Origin of the sequence: Marinobacterium ramblicola, from assembly GCF_019084545.1 — a bacterium.
Taxonomy (GTDB): Bacteria; Pseudomonadota; Gammaproteobacteria; order Pseudomonadales; family Balneatricaceae; genus Marinobacterium_D; species Marinobacterium_D ramblicola.
Genome location: NZ_JAHREP010000012.1, coordinates 78,780 through 96,224 on the forward strand (window position 1 = coordinate 78,780; position 17,445 = coordinate 96,224).

The following is a 17,445-nucleotide window of genomic DNA, read 5'->3' on the forward strand; positions in this document are numbered from 1 at the left end:
GGTAGAATCCGACCAATACATGAAAAGATTTTGAACTCTTTGCAGCAGGGAGCGATAGCGATGAAGAAACTGGCGATACCAGCGCTGATACTGGTGCTCGTGATCGGCGTGGGAGCCTGGCTTTGGCAGTCGGGATTGCTCGGCGGGGGCGGTAAGGGCTATACCGCCTATGTGCCAGCCGATACCGTTCTCTACTTCGGTGGGAAGACCAATCCCGAGGTGACCAAACGGATGTCGGACTACCCGATAGGGGCGATCGATCCCGAGCAACTGACGGAGTTGTTCGACAGGATGGGGCAGCGTGCGGATGAAAACGCGCCGGGTATGAAGCTGCTGCAAGCATTCCTGCTCGATTTCAGCGCTCACTCCGCCACCTATGGGGAGCTGTTTGCGCACTATGGCTTTGATCTGGATGCCGAACAGGCGATCTACATGCATGGCCTCTATCCGGTCATGCGGATGCCGATTGCCGATAAACCGGCATTTGAGGCGTTCTGGGCGGGGCTGTCCAAAGAGTCGGGTGTGATGCCCACCGAGGAGGTGCGCGAGGGCGTCAGTCTCAAGCGCTGGCCGCTTGGTCGGATTGGCGGCCAGGGCTCCATCGAGCTGGTTGTGGCGATGCAGGAGTCGCTGGCGACGATCACCCTGTTCTCATCGATCGATAGCGAGCCGGCTCAACTGGAACGTATCGGGCTGCGCGAGCCGGAGTCCAGCCTGGCCGATAGCGGTGAGTTGGCAGCACTGATCAAGGCTCAGGGGTTCAGCAAGGAGTTTGCCGGATTCATCCATATTCAGCGTTTGGCTGAGGGCTTGCTGAGTGCCAAGCAGAATGGCTTGGCCCGGGATCTCGATGCGCTGGCCGGATCTCTGGGGGAAACCAATCCGATAGGTCGGGAGCTATCGCCGGTTTGCCGTAACGAAATTGCTGGTCTGGCCAGCGGGATGCCGCGGATGCTGTTCGGATATCAGGGTGTTGGCGTTGACGGCGACAGTGTCAGTATCGAGGCTCGTTCGCTGCTGGAGATAAGCTCTGCCGAGGTGGTCGGACCGTTGATGGATCTGCGCGGCCACCTGCCAGGGCATGTCGCTGGGGATCAGATGCTGGGCCTGGCGCTGGCGGCCAATATGGATACCCTGGTGCCAACGCTGACCAAGCTGTGGCGTGAGGCGGGCAAGCTCAGTTTTAACTGTCCGCAACTGCAACAGGCGCAGCAGCAGATGATGGCGACCAGCCCGGCCCCGCTCGGGGTGGTAACGGGCATGGCGCAGGGTATCAAGGGTGTTGCGCTGTCGCTGTACGATGTCCGCTTCTCCGATGCCAGTGGCATGCCTGAGTCGCTCGATTTTCTGCTCAGTCTCGCGACCGAGAACCCGGAGTTGGTGCTGTCACTGTTCAACACCACGGTGGTACCTCAGTCCGGCGGTCGGGTGCCCGAGCTGCCGCTCAATGGTGAGTTGACCGATGTCGATCTCGGCTTTCTCTCGCCCGGTCTTAAGGCGACACTGGGGTTGCAGGGGCAGCATCTGGTGATCTACTCGGGTGAGCAGGGCGCGAAAGCGGCCAAGGCGCTGGCCGGTGAAACGCTGGAGAGTAATGGCTTGATGGCGATGAGCATCGACTACACGCGTATTGGTCAGTGGATTTCGGCTATGCCAAACTCCATGTTGAGCCAGGTGGCCGGTGCGACCGATGAGTTTTGCCTGGCGCAGGCTCGTACTCGCAAGGCGCTGATGACCCAGCCGATGCGGATGACCTATCGCATGGATATGGAGGCGGGCGGACTGTCGGCGCAAACCCATCTGGAGATGCTGCCGGTGAGCCGTTCGATTCCGGAGGTCGATCAGCTGATTGGCCGTTACGAGTTGCGTGATTTGAACCAGAACTGTGGCCAGCCGCCGATGATCGGGCATGAGGAGATCAAGGCCGACGGTACCGGCTTCTATACCGAATACGATGCGACCGGTCAGTGTGAAACCCTGCGTTATAGCTACCGATGGACCAAGGTCGGTGATCTCCTCAGATTCGATGTGCAGGGCGGTGAATATCGTGATGGTTGTAATCAGGAGTGGGGGGCGATGGATGCGCATGCCGCGCAGTGCGAGATCCTGGCCTCCGACGGCGGATTTGATTGCATCTACACTGATGATGAAGGCGAAGGGCTGTACCGTTACCAGCGGATGAATTGACAGGAAGCGGGGTGGGAGCCAGAGCCAGGGAGCGGCTTGAACCATAGCGCAGTTGAAAATCGGGAGTACAACGGGTGGATTACCTGCCGCTGTTTTTTGATCTGAAGAATCGCGTCGCGCTGCTGATTGGCGGCGGTGATGTCGCGTTACGCAAGGCGAGGTTGTTGGTGCGCGCCGGTGCACGGGTCAGGATAGTCTCGCGTGAAGTCGATCCCGAACTCGATGATCTGGTCGAGTTGCATGGTGGTCAGGTGATCATCGGCGAGTATCATCCGGCGCTGATGGATGAGGTCGCGCTGGTGGTAGCGGCCACCGACGATCAGGCCCTGAACGAGCGGGTGCATTACGACGCGGTGGCGCGTTCGCTACCGGTCAATGTGGTCGATAACCCGGCGCTGTGCACCTTTGTCTTCCCGGCGATCGTGGACCGCTCACCTATCGTGATCGGGGTCAGCTCCGGCGGTCAGTCGCCGGTATTGGCACGGTTGCTGCGGGCCAAGCTGGAGACGCTCATCCCCTCGGGCTACAGCCGTCTGGGCAAGCTGGTTGGCGGCTTCCGCGATCAGGTGAAAGCACGTTTCGGCAGCGTCAACGAGCGGCGCAAGTTTTGGGAGCAGGTGCTGCAGGGCGAAGTGGCCGAACGGGTGTTTGCCGGGCGCGACGACGAAGCGGCGCAGTTGTTGGAGCGTGCGCTGGAGAGCGCTGAGACCGGATCCAGTGTTGGCGAGGTATACCTGGTTGGTGCCGGTCCCGGTGATCCGGAACTGCTCACGTTCAAGGCGCTGCGGCTGATGCAGCAGGCCGATGTGGTGATCTACGACCGCCTGGTATCGCCGCAGGTGCTCGATCTCTGTCGTCGCGATGCCGATCTGATCTACGTCGGCAAGGCGCGCGATAACCATAGCCTGCCCCAGCAGGGTATCAACGAGCTGCTGGTAGAGCATGCCCTCCAGGGGCGCCGCGTGGTCCGGCTGAAAGGGGGGGATCCATTTATCTTCGGCCGCGGTGGCGAAGAGATCGAGGAGCTGCACGCTGCGGGCATACCCTTTCAGGTGGTGCCGGGGATTACTGCCGCCAGCGCCTGCTCCACCTACGCCGGGATCCCGCTAACGCATCGGGAGTACGCCCAGTCGGTCAAATTCGTTACCGGCCAGCTGAAGAATCGGACCTCGGATCTGAACTTCGATGAACTGGTGCATCCCAATCAGACGATCGTGTTCTACATGGGGTTGCACACCTTGGAGCGGCTCTGTGCTGGTCTGGTCGAGCATGGCAAGCCGGAAGAGACGCCGGTGGCCATCGTGTCCCAGGGGACAACGCCTAATCAGCGGGTGTTGACCGGTACACTGGCGGATATCGTGGAGCGTCAGCGCGAAGCGCAGCTGCCGGCACCTGCAATCCTTATCGTAGGTGAGGTGGTGAAACTGCAGTCGCGTTTGGCCTGGTTTGGCGAGGCTGAGGGGGCGCAGGCAGAAGCCTGACCCCCAGGGCAAATATTGCGCTTAGTTATCGCGCTTAGTGCAGCAGGCTGCCGATTACCAGGCTGCCGGTAAAGCCGACCGAATAGGCGATCAGCAGGTAGAAGGAGTAGCGGGCGAAGGAGCCGAAAGTGACCGCCTCCACCTTGCTCATCGCCACGATGCCCGCAGCGGAACCGATCACCAGCAGTGAACCACCCACGCCTACTGAGTAGGTCAGTGACAGCCATTGGCCATGGCTCATGGCGATATCGGCTTTGAGCAGCGCGGCGGTCAATGGCACGTTGTCCACCAGTGACGAGAGCAGGCCCATGACGTAGTTGGCGCCGGTGGTGGGCAGCATATCGTAGATACCGACCAGGGAATGCAGTACGCCGATCTCCTTGAGCATCCCCACCAGCAGCAGAATTCCGAGGAAGAACAGCAGCGTGTCGTACTCGATGACACGGATATAGTCGAGCAGGCTTTCACGCTCATCATCCTCGTAACCGAGGCGACCGATCAGGAACATGATCGACAGACCAAACAGGAAGGTCAGTACCGGCGGCACGCCGGCAATTACGTTAAGGATGATGGTACCGATGATAGTGGACAGAAATATGGCCGCAATTACCTTACCGACCCGGTCATCCCGGCGCTCGGTGGGGATGATCTCCACTTCGCCCTTCAGCGGTCGTGCCAGCAGGGCGGCCAGCAGCATCACGCTGATCAGGGCCGGCAGGGAGAGGAACAGCAGGTCCTCGATAGCGACCTTGTCGGCCATGAAGATCATCAGCGTGGTCACGTCGCCGGTGATCAATGCCACGCCACCGGAGTTGACGGCAAACACCACCATCACGGCGAAACGCAGGGTTTTGCGAGCCTCCATCCGCAGCGACAGTACCAGTGCAATGGATACCAGTGTCGCGGTAATGTTGTCGGAGAGTGAGGAGAACATGAAGGCGAAGCCGGCCACCATGAACATCAACTTGCGTTCGCCCACCTTACGCGGCAGCACCTTGTAGATCAGAGTTTCGATCAGACCCTGGTGGTTGAGGAAGGCGACGAAGGTCATCGCTGCCATCAGGAACAGCCAGAGGCTGGCGATCTCCAGCAGGTTTTCGTCCAGTTTTTCGAGGATGGTTTCCCGGCTTTGCCCCGCTTCCGGGAACAGGAATATCAGCAACCAGGACAGGGTACCGAAGAATAGGGTGGTTTTGGCTTTGTTGACGTGGATGACGTCCTCAAGCACGATCGACAGGAACGCCACTCCCGCGATCAGGATTAAAAGGGTATGCATTCGAGATGCTCCGGTAAGTGAGTGCACAGACGTTGTAAACGGCGGGGCGACCATGCGAGGCGGCAGGGCTAAACGTGGACTGGGTGCTGGCGATCAGACCCAGGAGATCGTTTCCCGAGCGAAGCAGGGGGTCAGTCCGTTGGACTGCGCAGGATTGGCGCCAATTCTACCCGCAGACCCCCTTAATCGAAAGTCTAAATACCCTACTTAATTGGTACTGTTTTCAGCGGTGCGTTTCAGAAACCGTCATCGATGATTCTTATGCCGCCGTTTTTGCACGTAAAAACCGGCATCAGGCGAGGATGATAGTGGATGTTTAACGCACGTAGTCGTCGGCTTCGCACCTCAGTCGGGTGTAATAGGGGTAAAACAGTCGCCCAGCCTCTCGGCTGTGTACCGGGTGCTCCGTGTACAGGGTCAAGCTCTCCTCGATTACCCCGCCGGGTGTCTTGGACAGGCCCAGAATCCAGCGGTGTGGGGTATCTCCCGGCTGGCTGATCAGCTGCAACCTGCGGCGCAGATGCAACCCATGCTGATCGAGGCCCGGCAGCAGTTGTGCGGCGCAGTCGGTCGGCAGTAGCAGGTAGGCGGATCCCTCTGACAGCAGCAGTCGCTGCAGGGCGTCGAGCAGCGCGGTCAAGGAGAGTGTGTTGTCGTGCCGCGCCTGTCGCAGTCGCTCACAGTTATTGGGGGTGGACTCACTGAAAAAGGGTGGGTTGCACAGGATGGCATCGTAACCCTCGCTCGGCTCGAAGGTGAGAATGTCGCCCTCGATCAGCTTAAGTCTGGAGGCGAAGGGGCTGGATTCGAAGTTGGCTTTGGCCTGTGCCGCTGCCTCAGCATCGAGTTCGATGGCATCCACCTGAGCCCTTGGCGCGCGCTGAGCGGCGAACAGCGCGAGCAGACCGCTGCCGGTGCCGATATCGAGTACGCGTTGGGCTCCTTCGACCGGTACCCAGGCGCCCAGGGTGCAGGTATCGGTGGTGACCTTCATCGCCGCGCCCTGTTGCTCGATACGGAACTGCTGGCACTGAAAGTAGGTATTTCGCTGGCGTTTGGTCATGGCGCGGATCTGGCTCTCGATAGAACATGGCGCATCGCCCTGGATACTGGCACACTCGCGACCATGCAGCATTGGTATGTCTATATTGTGCGTTGCGTTGACGGTAGTTTCTATACCGGCGTGACCACCGATCTTCAGCGTAGAGAGCGTGAGCATAACGGCTGTGGCCGGCTCGGTGCGCGCTATACGCGTGCCCGGCGTCCGGTACAGATGGTGTGGGCGGAGGTGCAGATGGATCGTTCGGCGGCGCTCAGGCGCGAGTATGAGATCAAGCGATTACGCCGGAAGGATAAGCTGAAACTGGTGGAACAGGGGGGGGTGAAAAGGTGCTAGTCGGCACGCCTTGAGTCAGGTGGCTAAGCGGGGTCGGCGGGTATGAAAATCTTTCAGGCCGATGTTGGGGTATTTGCCGGGCAGGAGCGGAGGGCTTGTCTATACTGGCAGTGTATCAACACACGACAGGTGTGGTGAGCAGCAGGCATCCATTACCTCCATGCTCTAGCATGGTCCTTAGCCGGAATAGTTCCGGCAGACAGGGGGTATCCTCGGCGGGGATACCCCCATTTTATTGCCGGTCGATCTTAAGCGCGTTTCTGGTACTGGCGTTTGCCGCCATTACCCTGGCGGCGGGGCGCGCTACCGCGATTCTCGGTCCAGGGGCGGATATCGAGACGCTGTCCACAGATACGGGCGCGCTTCAGGGTTTGCAGCGCATCTGACGACAGGCCGCGCGGCAGGTCGACGGTGCTGAACTCATCGCTGATATTGATGCGGCCGATATTGTTGCTTTCCAGGCCGGCCTCGTTGGCGATAGCGCCGACGATGTTGCCCGGCTTGACCCCGTGCTGGTAGCCAACACCTATCCAGAAGCGCTCCATACCCTCCGCCGGCGGGCCGTTGCGGACCGGCTTGCGGCTGCTGCTCTGGCTGTTGTCGCGCGGCTCGCGCGGCTCGCGCCGCGGACGCGTGGCGTTCGGGTCGGGCTCGTTCTCGTTGAGCAGGAACGGCTGGTCGGCGTAGAGCAGAGACAGGGCGGCGGCGCAGACGGCGGCCGGATCCATCGCATCCTCACCTTCGGTCAGAGAAGCGATCAGGGAGCCGAACTGCTCAACTTTGCTGCCTTCAGCGGCGGCTTTGACGCGCGCCTTCAGGCGCTCGATGCGCAGGGCATTGATCTCTTTCGCCGTCGGCAGTGCCAGTTGCTCCAGAGGCTGGCGCGTGGTGCGCTCGATCTGGCTCAGCAGGCGCTGCTCGCGCGGTGCCACGAACAGGATCGCATCACCCTCGCGGCCGGCACGGCCGGTGCGGCCGATGCGGTGGATATAGGATTCGGCATCGTAGGGGATGTCGTAGTTGATAACGTGGCTGATTCGCTCCACGTCCAGACCACGCGCAACCACGTCGGTGGCGATGACGATATCCAGCTCGCCGCGCTTGAGCTTCTCCACGATCCGCTCGCGCTGCTGCTGGGCGATATCGCCGTGCAGGGCTGCGGCGGGGAAGCCGGCAGCGGTCAGCTGCTCGGCCAGCTCTTCGGTGGCGGTTTTGGTGCGCACGAAGATAAGGCTGGCATCATGCTCCTGCAGCTCCAGCAGCCGGGTCAGGGCGGCCATCTTGCTCATGCCGCGAACGGTCCATACGCGCTGGCGGATGGTGCTGGCGGTGGCGGTCTGGGCGGCGATCTTGATCAGTGCCGGTTCACGCAGGTAGTTATCGGCAATATGGCGGATCGCGGTCGGCATGGTCGCCGAGAACAGGGCGATCTGACGCTGCGGCGGCGTGTGCTGCAGGATCCACTCGACATCGTCGATGAAGCCCATGCGCAGCATCTCGTCCGCTTCGTCCAGCACCAGAGTCTGCAGCTTGTCCAGCTCCAGCGTGCCACGGCGTACGTGGTCCATGATCCGGCCCGGCGTTCCGATGATGACCTGAACGCCACGGCGCAGCGCGCGCAGCTGGCTGTCATAACCCTGGCCACCGTAGATGGACAAGGTGCGCAGACCGGTCAGGTGACGGGCGTACTTTTCGCAGGCCTCGGCGACCTGAAGTGCGAGTTCACGGGTCGGAGCCAGGATCAGCAGTTGTGGGTACTGTTTGCTGGTGTCGATACGCTGCAGCAGCGGCAGTGCGAACGCGGCGGTTTTACCGGTGCCGGTCTGGGCCTGGCCCAGGATGTCGCGACCTTCCAGCAGGGGCGGAATGGCACCGGCCTGAATCGGAGAGGGGGTTTCGTAACCGACCTCGGTCAGAGCCTGAAGAATAGGAGTGGAGAGTCCCAGATCACCAAAAGAGGTGGGAGCTTCGGAGTTTGACATGCTTTGATTGTATACCTGAGTCAAGATGAGGCGTTGCTGCAGGAACAATCAGGCAGCGTTGCCAGTAGGAAAGGCGTACATACTACGCATGCCGGTGACTAATGTCCATGCCATTCCGGAGGATTGTACAAAAAATGTTCAGTTTGTCGTTGCTGGTCAAGGCGGCGGTAGCGGTTCAGGGGACCTGCATGCCGCGCTCGACGAAGGGTAGGCGGGCCATACGCGCCATCCATCCTGCCACGGCCGGGAAGTCGCTCAGCTCGACCATCTGCCATTCATGTCGGCAGGCCCAGGGGTAGATGGCGAAGTCGGCTATGCTGAGCTCATCGACGACGAACTCACGCCCTGCAAGGCGTTTATCCAGCACGCCCCACAGACGTTGTGCATCCTGGTTATAGCGCTCGATGGCGTAGGGGATCTTTTCCGGTGCAAAGCGGTTGAAGTGATGAGCCTGACCCAGATAGGGACCAAAACTGCCCATCTGCCACATCAACCACTGCAGCACCTCGTAACGGGCACACGGCTTGTCGGGCATGAACTGCCCGCACTTCTCGGCAAGGTAGATCAGGATCGCACCGCTCTCGAACAGGCTGACCGGTTTTCCCTCAGGACCCTCTTCATCGACGATGGCGGGTATCTTGTTGTTCGGTGAGATGGTCAGGAACTCCGGCTCGAACTGCTCCCGATTCTTGATATCCACCGGGTGCACGCTGTAGTGCAGGCGGCAGGCCTCAAGCATGATCGAAACCTTGCGTCCGTTGGGGGTGCTCCAGGTGTACAGGTCGATCATCTCAAACTCCTCTGCACTACTCGGTGATCGGCGCGCGGTTGGCGAAGTGGTTATAGATACCGATCAGTTCCTGCTCGCTGAAACGGATGATCAGCAGGTGCTGGCCGGGCTGAATCATATTGGGATCCCGGCCAAGAAGCCCCTGATGGTAGTTATAGACCAGGGTCTCTTTCACCTTGCGGTCGAGGATATGGCCAAGGAATGAGCTCGAACTGTCGGCCAGCCGTTCATCGGCGTCTTCGGGAATGGTCGCGCTCAGGGTCCGGCTCTGCTGGCCCAGCCTGATTCCTTTGGCGAAGGTTTCGGTCAGGCCGCGCTGCATGATGCCCCAGAGCCCCTGACGATCGTAATGGTCTACGGCATGGATATAGAACACGTCGCTGGGATTGCGGTTGGGATCGTTCAGCAGCTCCTTGAGGCGCAAACGGTTCAGTTCGGGCATCTCGATCCGGGAGATATCCGAGCTGGTACCGATCAAGCCGAGATCGACACCGAAGCTGGTCGCGGTGCTGGCGCCGTCGGTGGGCGCGCTTTCGATGCTGGCGGCGCTGGAGTCTGTAGCGGGCAGCGCGATCAACTGTTCGCTGGTGACGAAGTTGTCGGCGGCGGCGATGTCGATCGGCTCTTTGGCGCTATCGCCGGTCAGCGTTGCGATATGCTCCTTGGCGGCGGCCATTGTGGCTGAGTCTATCGGCGGCTCAATCTGGGCGTCCGGTTTGGGCTGGTCAGCGGACCAGAACAAATAAACAGCGGCGGTAAGGATGCCGACGATCAAGATAGCGGCAAATTTCTGCATGATATCATCCGCAATATTCCCCGGCCGGTTGGCAGCACGGCTGCCCTGAACCGAACCTGTTGTTGTGATTTCACCTTAATCGACTATTGCGTCGAGGGAAAGGTGCCCGTTGATCGGATGGAGTCTGGATACCGGGGGTTGGCTGGCGTTATGCTCTGGTTATGTACCACGATGTCGCTATACGGAGGACCGGATCCATGAGCCAAGAGGATGAGTTCTTCGAGATGATGGAAGCCGACGGTGTGCGCCCGATCAAATCGGACAGACGGGTGCATGTGCAGAGATCGGCACGACCAAGACAGGATCCCCGTCATCGTGCACGCCGTCTCGCCGCCATGGGCGGTGAGCCTGAGGGGGTGGCATTGATGCCCGAGCACCTGCTGGATCCGCTCGACCCGATCGAGTGGAAACGCGATGGCGTGCAGGAGGGGGTATATCGTAACCTGCGCTTGGGTCGCTATACCGTCGATGCGCGGCTAGACCTGATCAACCGGCCGCTGGTGGCGTGCGTGGACGAGGTTGTCGACTTCGTGCAACAGTGCGTCGGGCTGGGGATCCGCACGGTATTGATACAGTACGGGCGGTCGCGCAACGCGCAGTCGCACGCCAACCTGGTGAAGAGCAGCTTGAACCTCTGGCTGCCGGCGATGGAGGAGGTGATGGCCTTTCACTGCGCTCAGCCCCAGCACGGCGGCACCGGTGCAATCTATGTGATGCTGCGCAAGAACGAATACCAGAGACAACAGAATCAGGAGCGCCATCTGCACCACGGCCGCTGAGCTTTGGCTTGGGTCGGAGTGTTGACGGATTGCGTCGTAAGGAAAAAAACGCTTTACTGTCAGCGGTTAAGAGTATGTCAGCAGTGGGGCTGGCGCTTAGGACCCCTATTTCGGCGAGAGCAATAGTACGATGGAACCCCCTTTCCAAGAGGATGGTTGGCGAGGCCTGGATGCGTTGATGTTGGCTGCAGCGGTGGTCATCCTGGCACTGACCGGTTTAGCCTTCATTCAACTCACTACCCTATGGATCCCTGTACTGGGTTTGGTGGCCCTGGTCTTGCTGGGCCTCGGTTATGCGCGCCTGCTCAGCCAGCGCCGGTGTTTGCACGCACGGCTGCGGGAGCTGGAGCACTCGTTGATTGGTCAGCATGTGACCGATACCGAAACCGGAGCCGCGCTGCCAGGCTGGTTTTCCAGGGTGCTTGAAACCGAATGTCGCCGGGCGGTGCGCGAGTTTACCCCCATAACGTTGATGCAGCTGGAGATTCAGTGTGGCGATCCGGCCGTCAAAGCGGCATCGCGGGTGCGCCTGGCGTCGATGCTGACCGATGAGATCTCCCGTCCGGGCGATCTGGTTGGTCTCAGTGAGCAGGGGGATCTTCAGTTACTGCTCCCTTCGACCAATGAGAACGCGGAAGCGCTGGCGAAACGCTGTATTGAGCATGCCGCCAAACTGACGGGCGCCGATGAGGTTGAGGTACGGCTGGCGGGCTGCACACTGCAACCCAAATCTGACCTGACACCGGAGAAGGTGAATCACCAGCTGAGCCTTCGGTTGGAAGAGGTCAGAGCCAAGTCCTCGGGTAGTGTCAGTTACCGGGCTGAACCCACCAGCGTGGAAACGTTGAACTCCGCCTATTCCCTATGATCCCGAACGAGCTTGCTGCGCTTGATGCGCAGCTGAGCGCTCGCCGTCATCGTGCCCTGATCTGGATTGCCGTCGAACGAGACCAAGGTGATCGACTCGCCGCCGAGCTGGTGCAATGGCTGTCGTCTGCGCATGGTGAGGGCGTTGTGCTCAGTAATCGTGAGTGCCACTACGCGGCGTCGACCACGCCCCTGGCGCGTGCCGGCCAACTGCTGGGCCGGACCCTGCCTTGGGCGGTCTATGATGCATTCAGCGGTTTCAATCCCAACAGCTTCGCTCAACTAACTGGCACCATCGCGGCTGGGGGCTGGCTGGTACTGCTCTCACCTGACGCTGGCGACTGGCCTGGCTATGACGATCCCGAATACCAGAAACTGACAGTGGAGCCCTGGACGGTTCAGATGTTGGAGCCGCGCTACATCCGTCGCCTGGTTCGGTTGTTGGACGCCGATAACGGAGTGTTGAGACTGCGGTCGGGCAAACAGCGTTTGCCGAACTGGCCGATCGCGCCGGCGCAGCAGGATAAACCTGCCCCACCTCCCTGTAGAAGTGCTGATCAGCAGAGAGTCGTCGAACAGCTGGTCGAATCAGTGCAGCGGCGCCGCTGTGCGCTGGTGATCGGTGCTGACAGAGGGCGGGGAAAGTCCGCGGCCATCGGCTTGGCGCTGGCAGCGATTGCCCGCAAACGCCACCTGAGTGTGTTGCTGACGGCGCCGTCACGGCAGGCGCTGTCGGCCCTGTTCGAACGTATTGAGAGTGAATTCGGGCCGTTGAATTGGCAGGGCGAACGAGCGTCTGCAGCGCAGTTGGAACTCTGCTACATGCCCCCCGCTGAGGCCTTGCGGCGGCTGCCGGCTGCGGATCTGCTGGTGATCGACGAAGCCGCGGCGGTTGCAACACCGGTGCTGAGTGGGCTGAGTGCGCACTATCACCGCCTGATTTTTGCCACGACCCAGCATGGCTATGAGGGTAATGGCCGGGGGTTTACCCTGCGTTTTCTCGATGAACTGAAACGCCTGGTACCCAGCGTGCAGCAGTTGCAGATGCGTACGCCGATACGCTGGGCCGCAGCGGATCCGCTGGAGCAGTTGGTGTCGCGACTGTTGCTGCTCGATGCGGAGCCGGTTGAGCCCGGCACCGAGGTCGATCTGCCGATCCTGATCTCCAGGGTGTCGCGGGAACAGCTGGCAGGCGATGAGGCGCTGCTGCGTCAACTGTTCGGTTTGCTGATCCTTGCTCACTATCGCACGACGCCAGGGGACCTCAGGGTACTGCTGGATAGCCCCAATCTTCAGGTTCACCTGTTGAAGCGAGGGACTGATCTGGTCGGCTGTGCCCTGGTGGCGCGAGAGGGCGAGCTGTCGGATGAACTCGCCCAAGGGGTCTGGGAGGGGCATCGCCGTCCCACTGGACACCTGCTGCCGCAGGCACTGCTCGCGCACGAGGGTGAGCTGTCCGTGGCCTCCTGGCGCGGTTGGCGCATCGTGCGCATCGCCATCCATCCCCAGCGTCAGCAACAGGGGATGGGGAGGCAGCTGCTGAACGCGATCATCGATCAGGCCCGGGCGGAGGGCGTCGATTATCTGGGCGCCAGCTTTTCGGCCACAACGGATCTGCTGGGCTACTGGCAACGCTGCGAATTTTGGCCGGTGCGTGTTGGCGATCAGCTCGATCCGGTGTCCGGATCCCACTCGGTCATGGTGCTACACCCCTTGTCCAGCCGCTGTCAGGCCTGGTGTCAGGGGATGCGAGAGCGCTATGCCAAGCGCCTGCGTTACCGCCTGAGCGGCGCTCTGACGAGTCTGCCTGTCGAGCTGATGCCGGCGCTCTTTGCCGGTTTGTCCCCGCCTGAACTGACAGCGGACGAGCGGCAGCGTTTGCTTGGGTTCGCGCTGCATCAGCGCTCGCTGGAGAGCACGCTGGTGGAGTTGGACCGACTGCTGTCGGTCACGGTACAGAGCTGGTGCAAGTGGGGCCTGAGTGGAAGCGATCAAGCGCTGCTGGTCGCACGCATCTGGCGACAGTTGCCCGCAACTGAGGTCGATTCGCCGGCGGGGCGCCATGCTCAACTGAAGCGGCTGAGAGCGATAGCCGCCTCTCTGCTGAGTGCCTTGGATTCGGGGATGGATGTAGGGGCGTGAACGCTATTCCAGAATCCGCACCTGTGCGCCCACTTCAAGCAGTCCGGGTTTGGTTACCATCAGGTTATGTCCGAAGCAGACACGGCCATCTTCGCTGCGATGAATGCGGGCCAGTGTGCGCAGAGGCTCGGAGCGAGAATCCTTCTCTCCGCTGAGCGGGTCTCGGGTGATCAGTACGCAGCGCTCACAGGGTTTGACCAGCTCCAGCTCCACATCGCCGATTGCTATTTTTTTCCAGCTGTCTTCAGCCCAGGCGGGGGCGCCCTTTACGACCAGGTTGGGCCGGAATCGCCTCATCTCGGTAGCCGACGCTCCCTCGTCCCGAATCGCTTGTAACGAGTCCTCGCTGGTCAGCAGGATCGGATAGCCATCACTGAACAGCACCGGGCGCTCCGGTGCGCGGCCGGCGACCCTGTAGCTCTCGGGATCGTTGTAGATCAGGTGTACCGGCTGCTGCAGATAATCGCTGAGCCAACGGTCAAGCGTTTCGGGGCAGCGTCTGCCGGCCAGAATGTCGTTCCACACGGCGACCTGCTGACGCTGGTCGCGTATCTCATGGTAGTGCAGATATATCGGCAGCTTGCCTGGTGCACTCAGGATCAAGCCGTCATGCACCAGGGTGGACACCAGGTGCAGCAGTCTGGGCTCCTCCCGCGCGGTAATGAATTGGCCTTCGGGGTCGCAGACCATGAACCGGCGGTCCATCGCCAAACCGCGAGTCTCGGTCCAGGCGGTGGGCAGGGATATCGGCGCACCCGACTTGATCGGGTAGATGTAGAGGCCGGCGACCTGAAGGGTACTCATCATTTACTCCTTACGCCTCGCGTTCCGAATTGCACGAGAGGCGGCAGATGACCATCAATCCTGTCTGCATCTTGCCCTGTTCCTCGCGCAACGGGAAGCGCTCACAACTGAGTATATCGAGTCCCGTTTCTCTGGCACGCTGACGAACATGGGTCTCGCTGTGCTGGTAACGACCGCTGCTGCTCAATCTCAGTTCGCTGGCACAGTCCTCGACGCTGAATGCAAACAGCCCATCAGCGCTGAGTGACGCGGCGACGGCTCGCATTACCGGCTGAAGATCCCCGGTATAGATCAGTACGTCGGTGGCGCAGACCAGGTTCAGATTAGCTTGGCGGGACAGCCAGTCGAGCAGCTCCTGATGGCAGAGCTCATCGTAGCCGCCTTGGCGGCGGGCCTGTTCCAGCATGCCCGCAGAAAGATCGCAGCCACGCAGCTGTTCTATCTCGAACCGTTGACGCAATGCGCGACCGAGCAGGCCGCTGCCGCAACCCAGATCGGCAACCTGGCCGATCTGCAGCGGCAGGATCTGCTGCAATCGTTCGGCCAGCAGCTCCGGTGCCCTGTAGCCCAGCCTGCCGACCAGCTGTTGCTCGAAGCGTTCGGCATGGCTGTCGTAAAGGTCGCGGACATAAGTGGCTGGCGCGCAGGCTTCGATATGCCCCCTCGCGGCATCGAGCATATGGCGCGCGCCGGCATGTTCGGGAAAACGCTCAAGCAGCACTTGGTAGACCAGTTGTGCAGCCTGGCCTTCACCCTCTTCGGCCATATAGTCAGCGAGCATCTGCAGCTCGCTCGCGTCGAGCTTGCTGGTCTCGCTCCACAGCCGTTGCTCCTGTCCGCACAGAATCAACAGCAAGGCTCGCTCACTCAGGGCGTCCGGTGCCAGCTCGGAAACGGATGCAGCTGAGTCGAGCCGCTTGAGAGCGGTTTTGATTTCACCACGCTTGCGTGCGGCACGGGCCAGTGGGTACTGTGCGTCCGGCAGGTGGTGCAGCGGCGGAAATTGGGTCGCCGCGTCAACCATCGCCTGCCAATGCTCCATGCTCTCCAGCAGATTAAGGCGATTGAGGTGGAATGCCTGTTCATCCGGCGCCAGAGAAAGGGCCTGGTCGATCGCTTCAAGCGCCTCTGCTATACGCTCTTGCTGCTGCAGTGCCAACGACAGATTGCTCAGCGCCTGGGCTTTGAATCTTGGTGCAACGGGCAGTGAGGCGGCCTGCTTGAGTTCCTCGCCGGCTGCGAGCGGGTTGCCCGACTGTAACTTGATAACGCCGAGCAGGTGCCGCGCGTTGAAGTCGCGCGGATTTTGCGCCAATAGCTGCTGGCAGATCGCGTCAGCACGGCTGTACGCCTGCTGCTGCATCAGCATCAGCGCCTGATGTAATGGGTTGGCTTCTGACATGGTGACTAACATATTTATGCAGTTTGCGTGGCTGGTGCGGATATTACAGCGCAGGGAGGGGCGTCTTCCAGTCGGCAACCGCTGCGCCGGGTGTATACTGCGGGCTTAATTGGAGGCGATATGGAACTGGATAGCGAGCAGCTGGTCGATCTGGTGCGAATGAAGATGCCGTTCGGCAAGTACAAGGGGCGGGTGTTGCTCGATCTGCCGGAGCCCTATCTGGTCTGGTTTGCCGGAAAGGGGTTTCCGGCCGGAAAACTGGGTGAGCGCCTGGCGCTGTTGTATGAGATAAAGCTGAACGGGTTGGAATCGATCGTCGAGCCGTTAAGGCAACAGCGTTAATGCGGTTTGGTTTGTGTTCAGCTAACGCTGTTTACGCTGGCCGTCAGATATAGGAGAGGGAGCAATGATGAAAAAGATCGTACTGGGCGCGTTGATTGCGTTTTCGTTGCCGGTTCTTGCCGCCAAGCCGGAGTGGGTTGAGGAGAAGCCGCAGGGCAAGAAGGGGAAGCCTGAACAGGTAGTCACGCACAATGGTTCATCGCATGAGGAGCGTGATAAGGGCAAATCAAAAGAGCGGCATGACGACAAAGATGACAGCCGCTCTTTGGAGCATTATCACCGGCTCTCCAATGACGATCGGGACCGTTTGCTTAGAGGTGTGCTTGTCGATTACTACGGGGTTGAGTACGAAAGTGAAGCCAAACGCTACAAATCTCTGCCGCCAGGTCTGCGCAAGAAGCTGGAGCGTGGTGGTGAGCTGCCCCCGGGGTGGAGGGATAAACTGGTGCGTGGCGAGGTGATCGATCCCGAGGTGTATCGCCATGCCGAACATCTGCCTTCCGATCTGCTCAATCGCCTGACCGGACGTCAGGACGGTATCGAGCTGCTGCGGGTTGGCGACCGCATTGTGCGTGTAATGGAGGGTAGGGGCACCGTTGTCGACGTGATCGACCTCACCGATCGCGCACTTGGCCTTTTTGATTAACGGGGGGGGCGTACAGGTGACGCCGGCCATCAAGACGCTGGAACGCGCCCGGATCGCGTTCAGCGTGCATGAGTACGATCATGATCCTTCCGCTCCCGCCTATGGCCTGGAGGCTGCGGAAAAGCTGGGTCGACCGGTTGAGCAGGTGTTCAAAACCCTGCTGGTTGCCCTGGAGGGGGATGCCAAGCGGTTGGCTGTCGGCATAGTGCCGGTCGCCGGTCAGCTCGACCTGAAAGCGATGGCCAGCGCGCTGAAGGTGAAAAAAGTGTCGATGGCCCAGCCCGCGGATGCTGAGCGGGCCACCGGCTATATCGTTGGTGGTATCAGTCCCCTGGGGCAGAAGAAACGCTTGCCGATGGTGCTTGATGCCAGTGCAGCGGCACAGCAGACTATTTTGATCAGCGGAGGACGGCGCGGGCTGGATATCGAGTTGTCACCGGTTGATCTCTGTCGGATCACCGGCGCTCAACAGGCTGCAGTCGCACGTAGTTAGGCGGTAGTGGCGGGCAGCAATGAGTGCTGCCCGCCACTTTGCGTGTATTGAGTACGCCTTAG

General features: G+C 60.6%; 16 protein-coding genes. 9 read left to right on the forward strand and 7 right to left on the reverse strand.

Annotated features, from left to right (window positions below; translation table 11 throughout):
- Positions 1-60: 60 nt before the first annotated feature.
- Complete coding sequence (locus KQ940_RS10940) at positions 61-2,187, forward strand: hypothetical protein (RefSeq protein WP_217413661.1); 2,127 nt, start codon at positions 61-63, stop codon at positions 2,185-2,187.
- Between the two features lie 74 nt (positions 2,188-2,261).
- Complete coding sequence (cysG, locus tag KQ940_RS10945; RefSeq protein WP_217413662.1) at positions 2,262-3,668, forward strand: siroheme synthase CysG; 1,407 nt, start codon at positions 2,262-2,264, stop codon at positions 3,666-3,668.
- A 34-nt stretch (positions 3,669-3,702) separates the two neighbouring features.
- Here cysG and nhaD read toward each other — a convergent pair whose 3' ends face one another.
- Complete coding sequence (nhaD, locus tag KQ940_RS10950; protein ID WP_217413663.1) at positions 3,703-4,944, reverse strand: sodium:proton antiporter NhaD; 1,242 nt, start codon at positions 4,942-4,944, stop codon at positions 3,703-3,705.
- Between the two features lie 316 nt (positions 4,945-5,260).
- Entirely contained in the window at positions 5,261-6,079 is an 819-nt protein-coding gene (locus KQ940_RS10955; RefSeq protein ID WP_217413664.1) for a tRNA1(Val) (adenine(37)-N6)-methyltransferase, read from the reverse strand.
- Between KQ940_RS10955 and KQ940_RS10960 the strand changes: the two genes are divergently transcribed.
- On the forward strand, positions 6,071-6,340 hold the full coding sequence (locus KQ940_RS10960) for a GIY-YIG nuclease family protein (protein WP_217413665.1): 270 nt from the start codon (positions 6,071-6,073) through the stop codon (positions 6,338-6,340). The genes KQ940_RS10955 and KQ940_RS10960 overlap by 9 nt on opposite strands.
- Positions 6,341-6,588: 248 nt before the next feature.
- On the opposite strand, the gene KQ940_RS10965 is transcribed toward KQ940_RS10960, so the two are convergent.
- From KQ940_RS10965 to KQ940_RS10975, 3 genes are all read right to left on the reverse strand, one after another.
- Entirely contained in the window at positions 6,589-8,322 is a 1,734-nt protein-coding gene (locus tag KQ940_RS10965) for a DEAD/DEAH box helicase (protein WP_217413666.1), read from the reverse strand.
- Between the two features lie 175 nt (positions 8,323-8,497).
- Positions 8,498-9,112 carry a glutathione S-transferase family protein gene (locus KQ940_RS10970; RefSeq protein ID WP_217413667.1) on the reverse strand — a complete coding sequence of 205 codons (615 nt, stop codon included), beginning with the start codon at positions 9,110-9,112 and terminating at the stop codon, positions 8,498-8,500.
- Positions 9,113-9,128: 16 nt separating this feature from the next.
- Positions 9,129-9,908: a hypothetical protein gene (locus tag KQ940_RS10975; protein WP_217413668.1), complete on the reverse strand. Its 780-nt coding sequence runs from the start codon at positions 9,906-9,908 to the stop codon at positions 9,129-9,131.
- Between the two features lie 197 nt (positions 9,909-10,105).
- Between KQ940_RS10975 and smrA the strand changes: the two genes are divergently transcribed.
- From smrA to KQ940_RS10990, 3 genes are all read left to right on the forward strand, one after another.
- On the forward strand, positions 10,106-10,687 hold the full coding sequence (gene smrA / locus KQ940_RS10980; RefSeq protein WP_217413669.1) for a DNA endonuclease SmrA: 582 nt from the start codon (positions 10,106-10,108) through the stop codon (positions 10,685-10,687).
- A gap of 130 nt (positions 10,688-10,817) precedes the next feature.
- The gene (locus tag KQ940_RS10985; protein ID WP_217413670.1) at positions 10,818-11,555 is read left to right on the forward strand and encodes a hypothetical protein; all 738 of its coding nucleotides are present in this window, start codon (positions 10,818-10,820) and stop codon (positions 11,553-11,555) included.
- A complete protein-coding gene (locus KQ940_RS10990; RefSeq protein ID WP_217413671.1) occupies positions 11,552-13,696 on the forward strand; it encodes a tRNA(Met) cytidine acetyltransferase TmcA in 2,145 nt (714 codons plus the stop codon). Before KQ940_RS10985 ends, KQ940_RS10990 begins: the two co-directional genes overlap by 4 nt.
- 3 nt (positions 13,697-13,699) lie before the next feature.
- Here the strand turns inward: KQ940_RS10990 and KQ940_RS10995 are convergent, their stop codons facing one another.
- Both KQ940_RS10995 and KQ940_RS11000 read right to left on the reverse strand, forming a co-directional pair.
- Positions 13,700-14,500, reverse strand: coding sequence for an MOSC domain-containing protein (locus KQ940_RS10995; RefSeq protein ID WP_217413672.1), 801 nt, complete (start codon positions 14,498-14,500; stop codon positions 13,700-13,702).
- A gap of 10 nt (positions 14,501-14,510) precedes the next feature.
- Complete coding sequence (locus KQ940_RS11000; RefSeq protein ID WP_217413673.1) at positions 14,511-15,902, reverse strand: methyltransferase; 1,392 nt, start codon at positions 15,900-15,902, stop codon at positions 14,511-14,513.
- A gap of 120 nt (positions 15,903-16,022) precedes the next feature.
- Here KQ940_RS11000 and KQ940_RS11005 point away from each other — a divergent pair, with 120 nt between their 5' ends.
- The 3 genes from KQ940_RS11005 to ybaK all read left to right on the forward strand — a co-directional run bounded on the left by KQ940_RS11005 (position 16,023) and on the right by ybaK (position 17,383).
- Entirely contained in the window at positions 16,023-16,244 is a 222-nt protein-coding gene (locus KQ940_RS11005; RefSeq protein WP_217413674.1) for a DUF3820 family protein, read from the forward strand.
- A 67-nt stretch (positions 16,245-16,311) separates the two neighbouring features.
- Positions 16,312-16,890, forward strand: a complete 579-nt coding sequence (locus tag KQ940_RS11010) for a hypothetical protein (protein ID WP_217413675.1) — start codon at positions 16,312-16,314, stop codon at positions 16,888-16,890.
- A 16-nt stretch (positions 16,891-16,906) separates the two neighbouring features.
- Entirely contained in the window at positions 16,907-17,383 is a 477-nt protein-coding gene (ybaK, locus tag KQ940_RS11015) for a Cys-tRNA(Pro) deacylase (RefSeq protein ID WP_217413676.1), read from the forward strand.
- Positions 17,384-17,445: the final 62 nt, after the last annotated feature.